14 protein-coding genes and 1 tRNA gene are annotated in these 13,986 nt (G+C 65.7%); 10 read left to right on the top strand and 5 right to left on the bottom strand.

Going from position 1 to position 13,986, the window contains the following annotated elements:
- Window positions 1-268 precede the first annotated feature (268 nt).
- The 8 genes from ACYP5B_RS36455 (at window position 269) to ACYP5B_RS36420 (ending at window position 8,212) form a co-directional block, all read left to right on the top strand.
- Window positions 269-1,249 (top strand): Bug family tripartite tricarboxylate transporter substrate binding protein, encoded by a 981-nt coding sequence (locus ACYP5B_RS36455; RefSeq protein ID WP_459572854.1) that lies wholly within the window; start codon window positions 269-271, stop codon window positions 1,247-1,249.
- Between the two features lie 72 nt (window positions 1,250-1,321).
- A complete protein-coding gene (locus tag ACYP5B_RS36450) occupies window positions 1,322-3,616 on the top strand; it encodes a xanthine dehydrogenase family protein molybdopterin-binding subunit (RefSeq protein ID WP_459572853.1) in 2,295 nt (764 codons plus the stop codon).
- Window positions 3,609-4,475 carry an FAD binding domain-containing protein gene (locus ACYP5B_RS36445; RefSeq protein WP_459572852.1) on the top strand — a complete coding sequence of 289 codons (867 nt, stop codon included), beginning with the start codon at window positions 3,609-3,611 and terminating at the stop codon, window positions 4,473-4,475. The genes ACYP5B_RS36450 and ACYP5B_RS36445 overlap by 8 nt, the downstream gene beginning before the upstream one ends.
- A 9-nt stretch (window positions 4,476-4,484) precedes the next feature.
- Window positions 4,485-4,961, top strand: coding sequence for a (2Fe-2S)-binding protein (locus ACYP5B_RS36440; protein WP_400094043.1), 477 nt, complete (start codon window positions 4,485-4,487; stop codon window positions 4,959-4,961).
- Window positions 4,951-5,745: a CoxG family protein gene (locus ACYP5B_RS36435; RefSeq protein WP_459572851.1), complete on the top strand. Its 795-nt coding sequence runs from the start codon at window positions 4,951-4,953 to the stop codon at window positions 5,743-5,745. Before ACYP5B_RS36440 ends, ACYP5B_RS36435 begins: the two co-directional genes overlap by 11 nt.
- Before the next feature lie 184 nt (window positions 5,746-5,929).
- Entirely contained in the window at window positions 5,930-6,751 is an 822-nt protein-coding gene (locus tag ACYP5B_RS36430) for an IclR family transcriptional regulator (RefSeq protein WP_400094046.1), read from the top strand.
- A 159-nt stretch (window positions 6,752-6,910) separates the two neighbouring features.
- Window positions 6,911-7,303: a hypothetical protein gene (locus ACYP5B_RS36425; RefSeq protein WP_459572850.1), complete on the top strand. Its 393-nt coding sequence runs from the start codon at window positions 6,911-6,913 to the stop codon at window positions 7,301-7,303.
- A gap of 315 nt (window positions 7,304-7,618) precedes the next feature.
- On the top strand, window positions 7,619-8,212 hold the full coding sequence (locus tag ACYP5B_RS36420; RefSeq protein ID WP_318237966.1) for a ParB-like protein: 594 nt from the start codon (window positions 7,619-7,621) through the stop codon (window positions 8,210-8,212).
- An 81-nt stretch (window positions 8,213-8,293) separates the two neighbouring features.
- Here ACYP5B_RS36420 and ACYP5B_RS36415 read toward each other — a convergent pair whose 3' ends face one another.
- From ACYP5B_RS36415 to ACYP5B_RS36395, 5 genes are all read right to left on the bottom strand, one after another.
- The gene (locus ACYP5B_RS36415) at window positions 8,294-8,566 is read right to left on the bottom strand and encodes a hypothetical protein (protein WP_459572905.1); all 273 of its coding nucleotides are present in this window, start codon (window positions 8,564-8,566) and stop codon (window positions 8,294-8,296) included.
- Between the two features lie 373 nt (window positions 8,567-8,939).
- Window positions 8,940-9,014, bottom strand: a tRNA-Val gene (locus ACYP5B_RS36410).
- Window positions 9,015-9,153: 139 nt separating this feature from the next.
- Window positions 9,154-9,876 (bottom strand): DNA polymerase III subunit epsilon, encoded by a 723-nt coding sequence (dnaQ, locus tag ACYP5B_RS36405; protein ID WP_267603713.1) that lies wholly within the window; start codon window positions 9,874-9,876, stop codon window positions 9,154-9,156.
- A 62-nt stretch (window positions 9,877-9,938) separates the two neighbouring features.
- The gene (rnhA, locus tag ACYP5B_RS36400; RefSeq protein WP_267606443.1) at window positions 9,939-10,376 is read right to left on the bottom strand and encodes a ribonuclease HI; all 438 of its coding nucleotides are present in this window, start codon (window positions 10,374-10,376) and stop codon (window positions 9,939-9,941) included.
- Window positions 10,377-10,474: 98 nt separating this feature from the next.
- Window positions 10,475-11,266 (bottom strand): methyltransferase domain-containing protein, encoded by a 792-nt coding sequence (locus ACYP5B_RS36395; protein WP_318237964.1) that lies wholly within the window; start codon window positions 11,264-11,266, stop codon window positions 10,475-10,477.
- Between the two features lie 10 nt (window positions 11,267-11,276).
- On the opposite strand from ACYP5B_RS36395, the gene gloB reads away from it, so the two are divergent.
- Complete coding sequence (gloB, locus tag ACYP5B_RS36390) at window positions 11,277-12,080, top strand: hydroxyacylglutathione hydrolase (RefSeq protein ID WP_400103428.1); 804 nt, start codon at window positions 11,277-11,279, stop codon at window positions 12,078-12,080.
- A 192-nt stretch (window positions 12,081-12,272) separates the two neighbouring features.
- A complete protein-coding gene (locus ACYP5B_RS36385; protein WP_459572849.1) occupies window positions 12,273-13,949 on the top strand; it encodes a transglycosylase SLT domain-containing protein in 1,677 nt (558 codons plus the stop codon).
- The last annotated feature ends 37 nt before the right edge of the window (window positions 13,950-13,986 follow it).

Here is a 13,986-nt window from a genome sequence, read left to right as displayed (position 1 = left end):
TTGTCTCATAGGGACTCCGGGGTGCCGCCTCCTTCCCATCATGATCCCCCATTTGTGGCTCATGTAAATAATGAAGATGTCAATTAGGGATTAACGTAAGTTGAGTAGTCAACAATCGCAATCTAGGATGATTGATGTGTTCCTCTTCTGAACTAGTGTTTCGCTAATAAAACGCACATTGAATGCGTTGCCGTCCCTTAGCCGTGCCTAACCCCGCACCCACCACGCCATTCCCCGCTGATGTGGAGCGCCCCCACAGGAGCCGTAGATGAACCTTGCCCGCCGACACATCCTTGCCACAGCGCTCGCCGCGATTGCCCTGGGAGGCAGCAGCGCCTTTGCGCTCGGCTATCCCGTCAAGCCGGTCACGATCGTCGTGGCGTATCCGCCGGGCGGCGATACGGACTCCATGGCGCGCATGTACGCCGAGAAGTTGTCGGTGCGCCTCAAGCAGCCCGTTATCGTCGAGAACAAGCCGGGCGCGGGTGGCGTGGTTGGCAACGCGATGGTCGGCCGCGCGCCGGCCGACGGCTACACGTTGTTGTTCACGCCGAACCCGTTCACGACGGCGCCGATGGTGCTGAAGCTCCCTGCCAGTTCCAGCTACGACGCACTGCATGGCTTCACCCCGGTCATCCAGACCGGCACGCAGACCGTGCTGCTGGTGGCGTATCCGGGCGCCGGCATCAAGACCGTGCAGGAGATGGTGGCCGCGGCCAAGGCCGGCAAGCCGCTGACCTATGCCAGCCCCGGCGCGGGTTCACCCATGCACATCGCCGGCGAATGGCTGAACCGGGCGGCGGGCGTGAAGATCCAGCACGTGCCTTACCGGGGCGTTGCGCCCGCAGTCAACGACGTCGTCGCGGGCCACGTCAACTTTGCCTACGTGACGCTGGGGCCGGTGGCCCAGTACATCAACACGGGCAAGCTGCTCGCGCTGGCCGTGACCGATCCGCAGCGCTCGTCGCTGCTGCCCAACGTGCCGACGCTGTCCGAGCTTGGCTACAAGGACGTCATCGTGGGCGCATGGCATGGCGTCATGGCGCCCAAGGGCACGCCGGCCGATGTGGTGAAGCTGCTCAACGAACAGCTCAACGACATCGTCAAGATGCCCGACATCGCCGAAAAGATGGCCACCTTCGGCGCGGTGCCGGTGGGCGGCGCGCCCGGCGTGCTGGAAAAGATCAATGCCTCCGACTACGAACGGCTGGGCAAGGTCATCAAGGATTTCGGCATCACCGCCGAGTGACGCGAAGCCGGCGGCAACGCCTGCCGGCTTCTTCATGGTGTTCAGTGGTTTTCAGACTAGCAGGAGGTCGGCATGAGCACGTCGACAGTGGGAAGCTCCACGCCGCAAGTGACGGCGCGGGAGAAGGTGATGGGCAGGGCCGTGTATGCCGGCGATATCAAGCAGGCCGGCATGCTGCATGCCAAGGTGCTGCGCAGCCCGTATCCGCATGCCCGCATCGTTCGCATCGACACAGCGGCGGCGCGCGGGTTGCCAGGCGTCAAGCTGGTGCTGACCGGCGAGGACTCGCCGTCGCGGCTGTGGGGCACGCATCGCAAGGAGCAGCGCATTCTCGCCGCCGGCGTGGTCCGCCACGTGGGGGAAGAGGTCGTCGCGGTGGTCGCCGTGGACGAGGAAACCGCGCGCGATGCGCTCGACCTGATCCGCGTGGAGTACGAAGAGCTGCCCGCCATTTTCAGCACCGATGCGGCGCTGGCCGATGGCGCGGCGCAGCTGCACCCGGGCACGCGCAACATCGCGCACGAGATGCATATCGTGCGGGGCGACGTTGAAGCCGGCTTCGCCCGCGCGGCCGTGGTCTACGAGGCCACCTACGACATGCATTCGCAGTATCCCGGCTACCTGGAGCCGATGGCGACGGTGGCCGCGCAGGATGGCAATGGCCGGCTGACGGTCTGGGCCTCGACGCAATCCGTGTTCCTGGCGCGCGCGCGGCTGGCCGAAGCGCTGGACCGGCCGGTGTCCACCATCCGCGTGATCCAGGCGGTCACCGGCGGCGGCTTTGGCGCCAAGATCGTGGAGGAGAGCAACAGCCTGATCGCCGCCCTGCTGGCCACGCGGCTGGACCGTCCGGTGCGGCTGGTCAACAACCGGCTCGAGGACTTCCTTGGCGCGCGTTCCAGCGTCCCAGCGCGGGTCTGGCTCAAGATGGGCCTGGACGCGCAGGGGATGATCGTTGCCAAGGACGTCAATATCGTGGCGGAGTGCGGCGCCTATGCCGGCCTTGCCGGCGACGTGATGCACGTGACCGCCATGCGCAGCGACAACATGCACCGCGTGGAAAACGTGCGTTCCCACGCGGTGCTGGCCTACACCAACAATCCGCCGCGCGGCGCGTTCCGCGGCTTTGGTGGCCAGCAGATGCAGTTTCCGCTGAACAGCCATCTCACCATGTTGGCCGAGATGCTCGGCATGGATCCCATCGAAGTCCACAAGCGCAACGCCATCCGCTCCGGCGACACCAGTGTGCATGGCTGGAAAATCGGCAGCAGCGGCCTGGTGGAATGCCTGGAGCAAACGCGCGCAGCGATCCGGTGGGATGCGCGCCGCGCCGATGCCTCGCGGCGAACCGGCACGCGCCGGCGCGGGCTCGGCATTGCCGCCGCGATGCACGTCAGCGGCAACCGCACGCTTGGCAACTGGGACGGCTCCACCATCGTGCTCAAGGTCAACGAGGATGGGCGCGTCATGCTGCTCACCAGCGAGTGCGACATGGGGCAGGGCGCCAACACCATGCTCAGCCAGATCTGCGCGCAGGAGCTGGGCATTCCCCTGTCGCATGTCACCGTGAGTGCGCCGGATACCGATGTGGCGCCGTTCTGCCTCGGCTCGCTGGCGTCGCGCGTGACGATCATCTCTGGCAACGCCGTGATGCGCGCCGCGCGCGAGGCCCGGCAGAAGCTGCTGGACGTTGCCGCGAAAAAGCTCGGCGTGCCGCAGGACGAGCTGGACCTGCGCGATGGCGTGATCCGCGCCCGCAACGACGACACCAAGCGTGCCTCGCTCGCCGAGATCGCGCGGCTGCATATCTTCCGCCACGGCGGCGAGGGGCTGATGGTGCGCGCCACCTATGACGCGCCCACCGTGATGCACGATGCCAACTACTATGGCAACATCGCCCCGGCCTATTCCTTCGCGGCGCAGGCCGTCGAAGTGGAGGTGGATACGGTCACCGGGCAGGTCACGCTGATCGACAGCTTCGTGTCGGACGACTGCGGCAAGGCCATCAACCCGCTGGCGGTGCACGGCCAGACGCATGGCGCCACCGTGCAGGCGATCGGCTGGACCCTGTACGAGCATGTGCAGGTCGAAGACGGCCGCATCCTGAACGGCAACTTTGCCGACTACACCATGCCGACCGCCGATGCCGTGCCCGCGCTGCGCACGGATGTGGTCGAGTCCGTTGAGCCTAACGGGCCCTACGGCGCCAAGGGTGCCAGCGAAACCGCGATCCTGCCCGGCGCGGCTGCCATCGCCAATGCGGTCTACGACGCCATCGGCGTGCGCATCACCTCGTTGCCCATCACGCCCGAGAAGGTGCTGGCCGCGCTGCGCGAGCGCAAGGAACAGGAGGCGCACCATGCGTAATTTCGAATTTCTGGAGCCGGGCTCGGTGCAGGAAGCCAGCCGCATGCTGGCCGACCTGGGCGACGAGTGCCGGGTGATCGCCGGCGGCACCGCGCTGATGCTCGGCATGCGTCAGCGCATGCTCACGCCCACCCATCTGGTATCGCTCGGCCAACTCGATGCGCTGCGCAAGATCGAGTTCGATCCGCGCACCGGCTTGCGCATCGGCGCGCTGGCCTTGCATGCACAGGTGGCGCGTTCGCCGCTGGTGCAGGCGCATTACCCGATGCTGGCCAGCATGGCAGGGCGCGTGGCCAATCCGCAGGTGCGCAACCAGGGCACGATCGGCGGCAATCTTTGCTATGCCGATCCGGCCACCGATCCGCCGGGCTGCCTGATGGCGCTGCAGGCGCAGGTGGTGCTCGCCGGCAGGAACGGCGAGCGCGTGCTGGAGATGGAAGCGTTCCTGGTCGACTACTACACCACGGCGCTCGACCCCGATGAGATCGTGACCGAGATCCGCATTCCCGCGCCGGCGCCGGATGCGGTTGGCCACTACGCGCGTTTCCTGCGCACGGCCGCCGAGCACCGTCCGCTGGCCAGCGTGGCGCTGCTGGCGCGCAGGGCTGGCGTCACATGTATCGAGGCGCGTCTTGCGGTCGGCGCATCCACGCCGATTCCGGCGCGCCTGCGGCGTGCCGAAGCGTTCCTCGCGGGCAAGGCCGTCACGCCGGATGTGGCGGCTGAAGCCGCGGACATCGTCGCCGCCGACATCGACCCCGTTTCCGACATGCGCGGCAACGCGGACTATCGCCGCGAGATGGTCAGGGCCGTGGCGCGGCGAAGCATTGCCACGCTGTTCGGGCTGGCAGCGGACTAAGGAATTCCCATGCAAAAGATCAACATCGAACTCACCGTCAACGGCGAAGCGCACAGCGTGGAAGCGCCCGCGCGGCGCCTGCTGTCGGACCTGCTGCGCGACGACCTGAACCTGACCGGCACCAAGCGCGGCTGCGAGACCGGCATCTGCGGCGCCTGCTCCGTGCTGGTGGACGGCGAAGTCGTGAAGTCCTGCCTGATGCTGGCCGTGCAGGTGCGCGGGCGCGACGTCACCACCGTCGAAGGCCTCGGCGCCGGTGGCGAGCTGCACCCGCTGCAGCAGAGTTTCATGGAGTGCGGCGGCCTGCAGTGCGGCTACTGCACCCCAGGCTTCCTGATGACCTCCTGCGCCATGCTGGCGCACAACCCCAACCCTACGGAAGAGGAAGTCCGTGCCGGCCTGAACGGCAACCTGTGCCGCTGCACCGGTTACGTCGGCATTGTCGAATCCATTCTGTGCGCCGCGGAGAAGATGCGTGGAAATTGAAAAAACCCTGGTCGTCGGCGCAGCGCCGGCGCAAGTGTGGGCACTGCTGCTCGATCCCAACGTGATGGGCGGCTGCGTGCCGGGCATGCAGTCGATCGAAGTGGTCAGCGATGTGGAGTACATCTCGCACATCCAGGTCAAGATCGCCTTTGTCAGCGCGCGCTTCAAGATCAAGACCCATATCGTGGAGATGCGCGCGCCCAACTACCTGCGCAGCGAAGGCACGGGCGGGGATGCCTCCGTGGCCAGTTCGCTCAAGCAGTCCAGCGAGATTTTCCTGACCGGGCTGCCGGACGGCCAGACCGAGCTGCGCATGAAGATCAACGTGGATGTGCTGGGCCGCCTTGGCACGTTCGGCCTGAGCGTGATGAAGACCAAGGCGGACCGGATGTGGGAGGAGTTCGGTACGAATCTGTCGGCGCGGCTGGTGGCGCCTGCCGAGGCGGCGCAGGCCGCAGCGCCCGCCGTGGCGGAAACGGTGGCAGAGGCGGCGGCAGAGGCGGCGGCAGAGGCGGCGGCAGAGGCGGCGGCCGCTGCGCCCGCTCCCGCCATCGAGGCGACTCCCGCTCGCCCGGCCGTCATCCCGGCTCACGCCGTGCAAGCCAGCCCGAATCGCAGCGCAGGCTGGTGGTCGCGCTTGTTCGCGCCCGCGGCCGCCCTGGACAGGGGCCCGCTCACGGATATCTGCATCGAAGTGCGCCAGCCCAATGCCACCATTACCGTGCGCTGGCCGGCACAGCACGCGGGCGAGTGCGCGGCCTGGCTGCGCGACTATCTGAAGTGAGCATGCACGGCTTCGGTGATGGAAGTGCTGGAGGATAGTCGCAGGGCGTGTTATATCGGACAGTCGCGGGCGGCGCTTCGGGATGCAAGGTGCGCCATGCGCACCGGACGGGCCGCAGGGTAGGGCCGAAGCCAAAGCCGTTACCATATAGCAAGCCAAAGCACTCATTCGCAGAGATATCACCATGACAGATGCCCTCGAGCCTACCGATCTCCAGGACAAGTACATCGTGCCGGGGCTTGAACGCGGCCTGCGCCTGCTGGGCGAGTTCAGCCGCAACGAGCGGACCCTGTCGGCCGCCGAACTGGCACGCCGGCTGCAGGTCCCGCGCTCAACCGTGTTTCGCCTGCTGACCACGCTGGAGATGATGGGCTTTGTCGAGCGCACCGATGGCGGCCGCGAATTCCGGCTTGGCATGGCGGTACTGCGCCTTGGCTTCGACTACCTCGCCTCGCTGGAGCTGACCGAACTCGGCCGGCCGCTGCTGGACCGGCTGCGCGACGCAATCAACTACCCGTGCAACCTGGTGGTGCGGGACGGCCGCTCCATCGTCTACGTGGCCAAGTCCGTGGCGCCGACGCCGTTCGCCAGCTCGGTCAACGTCGGCACCCGCCTGCCGGCGCACGCCACCGTGCTAGGCCGCGTGCTGCTTGAAGACCTGACGCTGGCCGAACTGCGCGAACTCTATCCCGAGCCGCAGCTGGAAGTCTTCTCGGAGAGCACACCCAAGACCGTTGAAGCGTTGTTCGACATGGTCCAGCGCGACCGCCAGCGTGGCTACGTGCTGCAGGAAGGCTTCTTCGAAACCAGCATCTCGACCATCGCCGCGCCGGTGCGTGACCGCAGCGGCAAGGTAGTGGCGGCGCTCGGCGCCACGATCCCGGCTTCGCGGATCGATCCGGAGCGGCTCGATGGCATGGTGGAGCAGGTGAGGAGTGCTGCGGGAGAGCTCTCCCGCTTGCTCGACTATCGGCCGTCGGAAGGTGGAGTGGTGGTTAATTTGTAGGGCGCTGGCCTGACCAGTGCCATCGGCTGGACGCCTGGGAGTAACGGGCAAGCGCCGCGCCTTGCGCGTGCCGAGCCAATCCGGCATTGAACCGGGCAGGGACCTGGAATGTGCACTGGAAATTCGTGTCTAACTACACGAACGCGTCAGGAATTGGCGATGAGCACATGTATCAGAAGCCTCACAATCGGTGCGGCCATAGCGCTGGCCGGGTGCGCGGCAGTGCCTGCTTATGACGGCTATGGCTACGGCTATCCGGCCGAAGACACTTATCCTTACGGCGCTTACTATCCCGCTTACCCCTATGGCCCCTACTACGACTACGACTGGTGGCCTGGATTTTATGGGGGCGGTGCCGTGTTCTTCCATGGCGGTGGTCACGGCGGTGAAGGTCACCACGGTCGTGGCGGCGAAGGCCATGGAGGCCATGAAGGCCATGGTGATCATGGCGGCCACGGTGGCGGGCATGGCGAGGGGCACGGCGAGGGGCACGGCGAGGGGCATGGCGGCGGTCATGAAGGTGGTGGTCATGGTGGCGGCCATGGTCGATAAGCGTTGGAGCAGGCCCCATCGGAGCCCGTCATGCCGTTCCTCACCCTGCTTATCGTTGCCCTGCTGATCGTCGGGGTGTACACGTTCGCAATCCGGACAATCTTTCCTCGTGAACCTAGGGCACGGGGGGCGCCTGTCCGGCGTTGCCGCCGGCCCTACCGGCGCACCTGACGCCCAGGCGAAACCCCCATCCGGCTTGACTGCCGCTTGACTGCGGCTTGACTGCCTTGCGGGCACCCATCCCTTATTCTTTCCGATTGTGGGCGATATGCCTGCTAATCTTGTCTTGTGCAGAAAAATGACGAGGAGGGCAACATGCCAACTGTGCGCGAATCCTTGATTCATCAACTCCACCCGACGCAGCTAACGGTCGGCATGATCGAAGTACAGGACAAGAAGAAACACCTGGCCTCGCTAAAGCCTGCCGAGCAGCGCGAATTCCTGCAGGCCCACCCTATCCCGGCGGTGAGCGGGCCAGGCGGCAAGCTTTACATCACCGATCACCATCATCTTGGGCGGGCTGCCCTGGAAGCTGGCGTCACCACCGGCTTTTTCACCGTGGAGGCGGATCTGTCGGCTTGCGCGCAGGACGATTTCTGGGCAGAGATGGACAAGAACCTATGGGTTCATCCCCTGGACGAACACGGCGTGAGGCACTACTACGCTGCGGTTCCCAATCACCTGGAGAAACTGGTCGACGATCCGTATCGGTCGCTGGCCGGGTATGTGCGAGACGCTGGTGGCTATACCAAGACGCCCACCGCCTTTGCGGAGTTCGTGTGGGCGGACTTCTTTCGCCGCTCCATCGCCGTCGAAGACCTGAGCGCTGACTTCCACGCGGCGGTCCAGCGAGCCCTCACGCTAGCAAAAGGCAAACTGGCTGTCGGCCTGCCAGGATACAAGGCGTAGTCAGCGCCAAATGAGGCAAAAGGAAGCAAAAGGAAGCAAAAGGGGCCGAAGCCCCTTCTGCCTATTCCAGCAAGGCACCAGTCATTGACCGATTTTCCTGCTGACTGCATTTTCCTGGTGGTTGAGCGTTCGCTGTTCCTGCTGCGTGATATGCCCGCCATTCTGGCTTGCCATGATGCGTTCTTCCTGGCGGATCTGACCATCTCGATGGTGCAGCGCGGCGGCCTGGCGGTGGGTCAGCTCGCCTTCCTTGACCTCCTGGTGGATGCGCTTGTTTTGGTTGGCGAGGCGGTTATTGACCTGCTCGCGGCGGGGATGGTTTCTTTCCCAGCGCGAATCCTTCTCGTTGGCCATTGCGCCTCCAGCGAGGCTGGCTGCAAAAACCGCGACTGCCACGCTACCCAGAATCTTCTTAGCAAACATTGCGACGCTCCCCTTGGTTGATGATGTCCGGCGGCTAGTGCCGAACATGTCCAACTAACGCCAGGGAAACGGGGCGGGATGACGCCTTGCCCGAGTGGAGATGTAACGCAGTATTTCCCGCAATGGCTGGGCAAATGATTGGCTGAGCCGGCCCCCCAGCCTGGGCCACCGGATCTCGCTCTGTGCCAGGGCAGGGATGTTGGGTATCGATGGCGTGCGTTGGCCAACGCCAGACAACAAAAAACCCAGAGAGCTTTCGCTGTCTGGGTTTCTTGGCAACGTAGGCAGTTGCTAGCCACTAATTTGGTGGGTGGTACAGGGATTGAACCTGTGACCCCTGCCGTGTGAAGGCAGTGCTCTACCGCTGAGCTAACCACCCCTGCTGCTGCGCTGTTGCTGCCGTGCTGCAGAGAAACAAGATTATGTCAGCGCCGTTGTATCTTGTAAAGCCCTTCCTGGAAATTTCTGCAAAAAATCCCATCGGGCTACTTTCGGTCGGCTTATGCCGCCTATGCCGTTTATGCCGCTTCGCTCGCCGGCGGTGCTTCCTTCCATACGACCTTGCCGCCGCTCGCCTTTTCCAGCTGCTTGAGCACCGCCAGGTGGGCGGTGGCTTCTTCCTCGCTGGCCATCAGCACGGGCAGGTCGAGGCGGGAGAGGTCGGTGGCGGCCACTGCGTCGCTCTCGGCGCCGCCGCCGTCGAGCATGTCGATCACCAGCGAGTTCTGGCCGCGCGTCATGGCGAGGTAGACCTCGGCCAGCAGCTCCGCATCGAGCAATGCGCCGTGCAGGGTACGGTGGGCGTTGCTGACGCCGAGGCGGTCGCACAGGGCGTCGAGCGAGTTGCGCTTGCCGGGGAACATCTGGCGGGCTTCGCGCAGGGTGTCGATCACATTGCCGGCGTGCTCGCGGAACGGCGGCAACCCGACCAGCTTGAACTCCATGTCCAGGAAGCCAAGGTCGAAGGGCGCGTTGTGGATGATCAGTTCGGCGTCCTGGACGAAGTCCCGGATCTCGTTGACCACCTGCGCAAACTTGGGCTTGTCGGCCAGGAAGTCCACGGTGATGCCGTGCACCGCGATCGCGCCTTCGTCGATATCGCGTTCCGGGTTGACGTAGAAGTGCAGATGCCTGCCCGTGAGGCGGCGATTGAGCAGCTCCACGCAGCCGATTTCAATCAGGCGGTCGCCGGTGGCGGCGCTCAGGCCGGTGGTTTCTGTGTCGAGAACGATCTGTCGCATGGCGGGCATTCTAACCGGTGGGGCGGGGGAGTCGGGCCGGTGTGGGTCGGTATGGGCCGGCTTTATCCCTTGAGCGAGTCGACGCCGCGGTTGGCGAGGGCGTCGGCGCGTTCGTTGCCGGGGTGGCCGTTGTGGCCACGCACCCAGTGCCAGGTAATGTCGTGCTGCTGGGCCAGCTTGTCCATTTCCTGCCAGAGGTCGGCGTTCTTCACCGGTTTCTTCTCGGCGGTCTTCCATCCGCGTGCCTTCCAACCCGGCAGCCATTCGCCGATGCCCTTTTGCACGTATTGCGAGTCGGTGTAGACCTTGATCCGGCAGCGGCGCTTGAGCGCGCGCAGGGCCTCGATCACGGCGGTCATTTCCATGCGGTTGTTGGTGGTGAGGGCTTCGCCGCCGAACAGTTCTTTCTCGTTGGTGCCGCAGACCAGTACGGCGCCCCAACCGCCGCGCCCGGGGTTGCCTTTGCAGGCGCCGTCCGAGTAGATGATGACGTCTTCGATTTCGCTGGGTTCCATTGGGTATTGGCTAAGCTAAGGGTGGCACCGCGATGCGGCGGGGCCACCCGGGGTGATTGGGGTGCGGCAGCGCTTGATGGCGCTTAATGCTCGTCGCCGGGGGATTTGCCGTGGGTGCCCGTGGGCGTCGCCACCGGCGCGGCGACTGGCGACAGCGCGGCCTTGGCGCTCTTCCAGGCGGGGCCGACCAGGCGGATATTGCGCACGCGCTTGACCGCCGAGATCATATAGACTGAACCGAAGATCGGCCACCAGCGGTCGCCGGCCTTCTCCATGAAGGCGGCGCGCTGCAGCCAGCGTTCCGTGTGGTACGGCGGGCAATAGCAGCCGAACCGGCCGCGGATAATATCGAAACCCAGGAGTTTGAGCCAGTCCTTGATGCGCACGAAGCCGATGGACTGGCTGTCGTTGGGCAGGAAGGGGTCGGCGCCGAGCCGCTTGAGGCCCTGGCGGGCGCCCCACAGGCTCATGGGGTTGAAGCAGGTCACCACCACCCGGCCTTCCGGCATCAGCACGCGGGACACTTCGCGCAGCACCTCGTGCGGGTCTTCCGAAAATTCCAGGATATGGGGCAGGGTGATCAGGTCGATGCTTTGCGTCTCGAACGGCAGTTCGTCGAAGCGGCACAGCAACTGGCGCGAATCGGCCTGGGCTCGTGGGCCATGGGGCCCGTTGCCGGGGGCAAGGGCCAGTGCGGAGAACGGCATGCGGTTCTCGCGCAGGGTGTCGATGTGCGGCAGGCCGAGCTGCACCGCGTGGTAGCCGAAGATATCCACCACGGTCCGGTCGTACTGTGCCTGCTCCCACTGGAGCATGTATTGCCCGGGAGGCGAGGCAAGCCAGTCTTCCCAATTTATAATCGGACGCTTGGACATAGGAGCACGCATGTTGAAGGTGGAGCCGATTCCCGCATTCCAGGATAACTATATCTGGGCAATCCACGACGGTCACTGGGCCGCCGTGGTCGACCCGGGCGAAGCCGCGCCGGTCGAAGCCTTCCTGGCACGCGAGGGGCTGACGCTGGGCGCTATTGTAATCACCCACCACCACGGCGATCACCAGGGCGGGGTGGCCGGGTTGCTGGCGGCGCATCCCACCGCGCCGGATGGCGCCCCGTTGCCCGTCATCGGACCGGCCGGTGAACGCATCGGCGCTCGCACTTTGGCGGTGCGGGAAGGTGACACCGTGGACGTGGCGCACCCTGCGCTGCAACTGAAGGTGCTCGACGTGCCGGGCCATACCGCCGGCCACGTCGCGTATGTGGCGGACCTGGCGGGCGCAGGCCCGGCGGTGTTCTGCGGCGATACGCTGTTTGCCAGCGGCTGCGGCCGCCTGTTCGAGGGCTCGCCGGCGCAGATGCTGGCCTCGCTCGACAAGCTGGCGGCGCTGCCCGGCGCCACCCGGGTGTATTGCGCCCACGAGTACACCCGCAGCAACGTGCGGTTCGCCCGCGCGGTGGAGCCGGATAATGCCGAACTGGCAGCCTGGGAGGCGCGCGTGGATGCATTGCGCGCGGTCGGCACGCCGACCGTGCCGACCACCATCGGGCAGGAGCGCGAGGTCAATCCCTTCCTGCGCTCGCGCGTGCCCGCGGTGCGCCAGGCGGTGGCGGCCCACGCCGGCGGGGTGGCCGGCAATGACGCGGCGGCCTTTGGCGCGCTGCGCGGCTGGAAAGATAATTTCCGCTGAATCCTGATTGGCCCGACTGCCCTCGGTGCGCCCGCCAGCCTTGGGCGCGCCTTGCCGGGACGGCTGTTTTCCCGTGCCCGATACGTCCCTGCCGGCCTCGGCCCAGCGCCGCGGCAGGGAGAATTTCATTGACGCGAAAGCCGCTTTTTCTTAGCATCAGGCAAATTTTTAGCGTCACGATTTGAGAACTTAATGAAAATTGGTCGATTACTGGCGGTAGTTGCGTGTGCCGCGCTGCTTGCAGCGTGTGCCAGCACGCCCACCCCGCCTGATGGCGCCGATGGCGCCGCTGCGACCGCCTCCGCTTCCAAACCTGCGATTTCCAAGCCCGACCCGCTCAATTCGATCAACAGCGCAGCCGTCATCAACATGGACCGCGACAGCCTGGACTGGCTGCGCGGGCCGTCGAGCGACATCTGGGACCGCATCCGCCGCGGCTTTGGCATGCCGGACCTGGAAGGCACGCTGGTTGACGATCGCACGCAGTGGTACGCGCAGCGCCCGGAATACATGGAACGGATGGTGGGGCGCTCAAGCCGCTACCTCTATCACATCGTGGAGGAGCTGGAGCGCCGCAAGATGCCTACGGAGCTGGCGCTGCTGCCCTTCGTGGAGAGCGCATTCAACCCGCAGGCCGAGTCCACCGCCAAGGCGGCCGGCATGTGGCAGTTCATTCCCAGCACCGGCAAGAGCTACAACCTGAAGCAGAACATGTTCCGCGACGAGCGGCGCGATGTGCTGGCCTCGACGGATGCGGCGCTGGATTACCTGGCGCGGCTGTACGACATGTTCGGCGACTGGCAACTGGCGCTGGCGGCGTACAACTGGGGCGAGGGCGCGGTCTCGCGCGCCATCGCGCGCAACCAGGCGCGCGGGCTGCCGACCGACTACGCCAGCTTGAACATGCCCAACGAGACGCGCTACTACGTGCCCAAGCTGCAGGCGGTCAAGAACATCATCGCCAATCCCCAGGTGTACGGGGTGAAGCTGCCGGATATTCCCGACCACCCGTACTTTGTCACGGTGACCACCTCGCGCGACATCGACGTCAAGCTGGCGGCCAAGCTCGCCAACCTGCCGCTCGACGAGTTCAAGGCGCTCAACCCGTCCTTCAACCGGCCGGTGATCCTGGGCGCGGCAAATCCGCAGATCCTGCTGCCTTTCGATAACGCCGAGCGCTTCCAGTACAACCTGAACACCTACCGGGGCGGCCTGTCGAGCTGGACGGCGGTGACGGTGGATAACCGCGAGCGCATCGAGGCGCTGGCAGCGCGGCTGAATATCGACGCGGACACGATTCGCGAGATCAACCGCATTCCCAAGGGCATGCGGCTGAAGGCCGGCTCGACCGTCGTAGTGCCGCGCTCCGAAGATCGCAACCAGGACATCAGCGCCACGCTGGCTGAAAGCGCCACGATGGCCATGGAGCCGGATGTGCCGGACGCACGTCGCGTGGTGGTGCGGGCTGGGCGGCGCGATACGGTGGTAACGCTTGCGCATCGCTATGGCGTGTCGGCTGGCCAGGTGCAGTCCTGGAACAAGCTCTCCGGCACCAAGCTGGTGGCGGGGCAGAGCCTGGTGCTGATGGTGCCGGCGCGCTCGGCGGCCCGCTTCGCCAGCGCGCCCGACCCGGCGCCCAGCGCTTCCGCGCCGGTCCCGGTGCGGGCCGAGGCGGTGCGGGGGTCTGCCAAGGGCCGTGCCGCGCCACGCCAGCGCGTGGTGGTCGAGGTGGCGCCGCGCAAGGGCGCCGCGGTTGCGGCAAGGTCGTCGGCCAAGGCCGCGCCAACCGTTTCGGCAGCCAAGGCCAGCGCCAAGCCGGCTGGCAAATCGGCGGCGGGGCCGGCGAAGACCAAGGCGCACGCTCGCTGAAGCGGGGATGGGTTTGAGCCAGATCAAGGGCGTGCCA

The organism is Cupriavidus sp. 8B, from assembly GCF_054589115.1.
Note: the sequence above shows the minus strand (reverse complement) of the source record. Positions and strands in the feature narration are given on the sequence as shown.

Coding starts and splice junctions, on each gene's coding strand:
- ACYP5B_RS36455 (WP_459572854.1), top strand. CDS start 269: ATGAACCTTGCCCGCCGACACATCCTTGCCACAGCGCTCGCCGCGATT.
- ACYP5B_RS36450 (WP_459572853.1), top strand. CDS start 1,322: ATGAGCACGTCGACAGTGGGAAGCTCCACGCCGCAAGTGACGGCGCGG.
- ACYP5B_RS36445 (WP_459572852.1), top strand. CDS start 3,609: ATGCGTAATTTCGAATTTCTGGAGCCGGGCTCGGTGCAGGAAGCCAGC.
- ACYP5B_RS36440 (WP_400094043.1), top strand. CDS start 4,485: ATGCAAAAGATCAACATCGAACTCACCGTCAACGGCGAAGCGCACAGC.
- ACYP5B_RS36430 (WP_400094046.1), top strand. CDS start 5,930: ATGACAGATGCCCTCGAGCCTACCGATCTCCAGGACAAGTACATCGTG.
- ACYP5B_RS36425 (WP_459572850.1), top strand. CDS start 6,911: ATGAGCACATGTATCAGAAGCCTCACAATCGGTGCGGCCATAGCGCTG.
- ACYP5B_RS36420 (WP_318237966.1), top strand. CDS start 7,619: ATGCCAACTGTGCGCGAATCCTTGATTCATCAACTCCACCCGACGCAG.
- ACYP5B_RS36415 (WP_459572905.1), bottom strand. CDS start 8,566: ATGGCCAACGAGAAGGATTCGCGCTGGGAAAGAAACCATCCCCGCCGC.
- dnaQ (WP_267603713.1), bottom strand. CDS start 9,876: ATGCGACAGATCGTTCTCGACACAGAAACCACCGGCCTGAGCGCCGCC.
- ACYP5B_RS36395 (WP_318237964.1), bottom strand. CDS start 11,266: ATGTCCAAGCGTCCGATTATAAATTGGGAAGACTGGCTTGCCTCGCCT.
- gloB (WP_400103428.1), top strand. CDS start 11,277: ATGTTGAAGGTGGAGCCGATTCCCGCATTCCAGGATAACTATATCTGG.
- ACYP5B_RS36385 (WP_459572849.1), top strand. CDS start 12,273: ATGAAAATTGGTCGATTACTGGCGGTAGTTGCGTGTGCCGCGCTGCTT.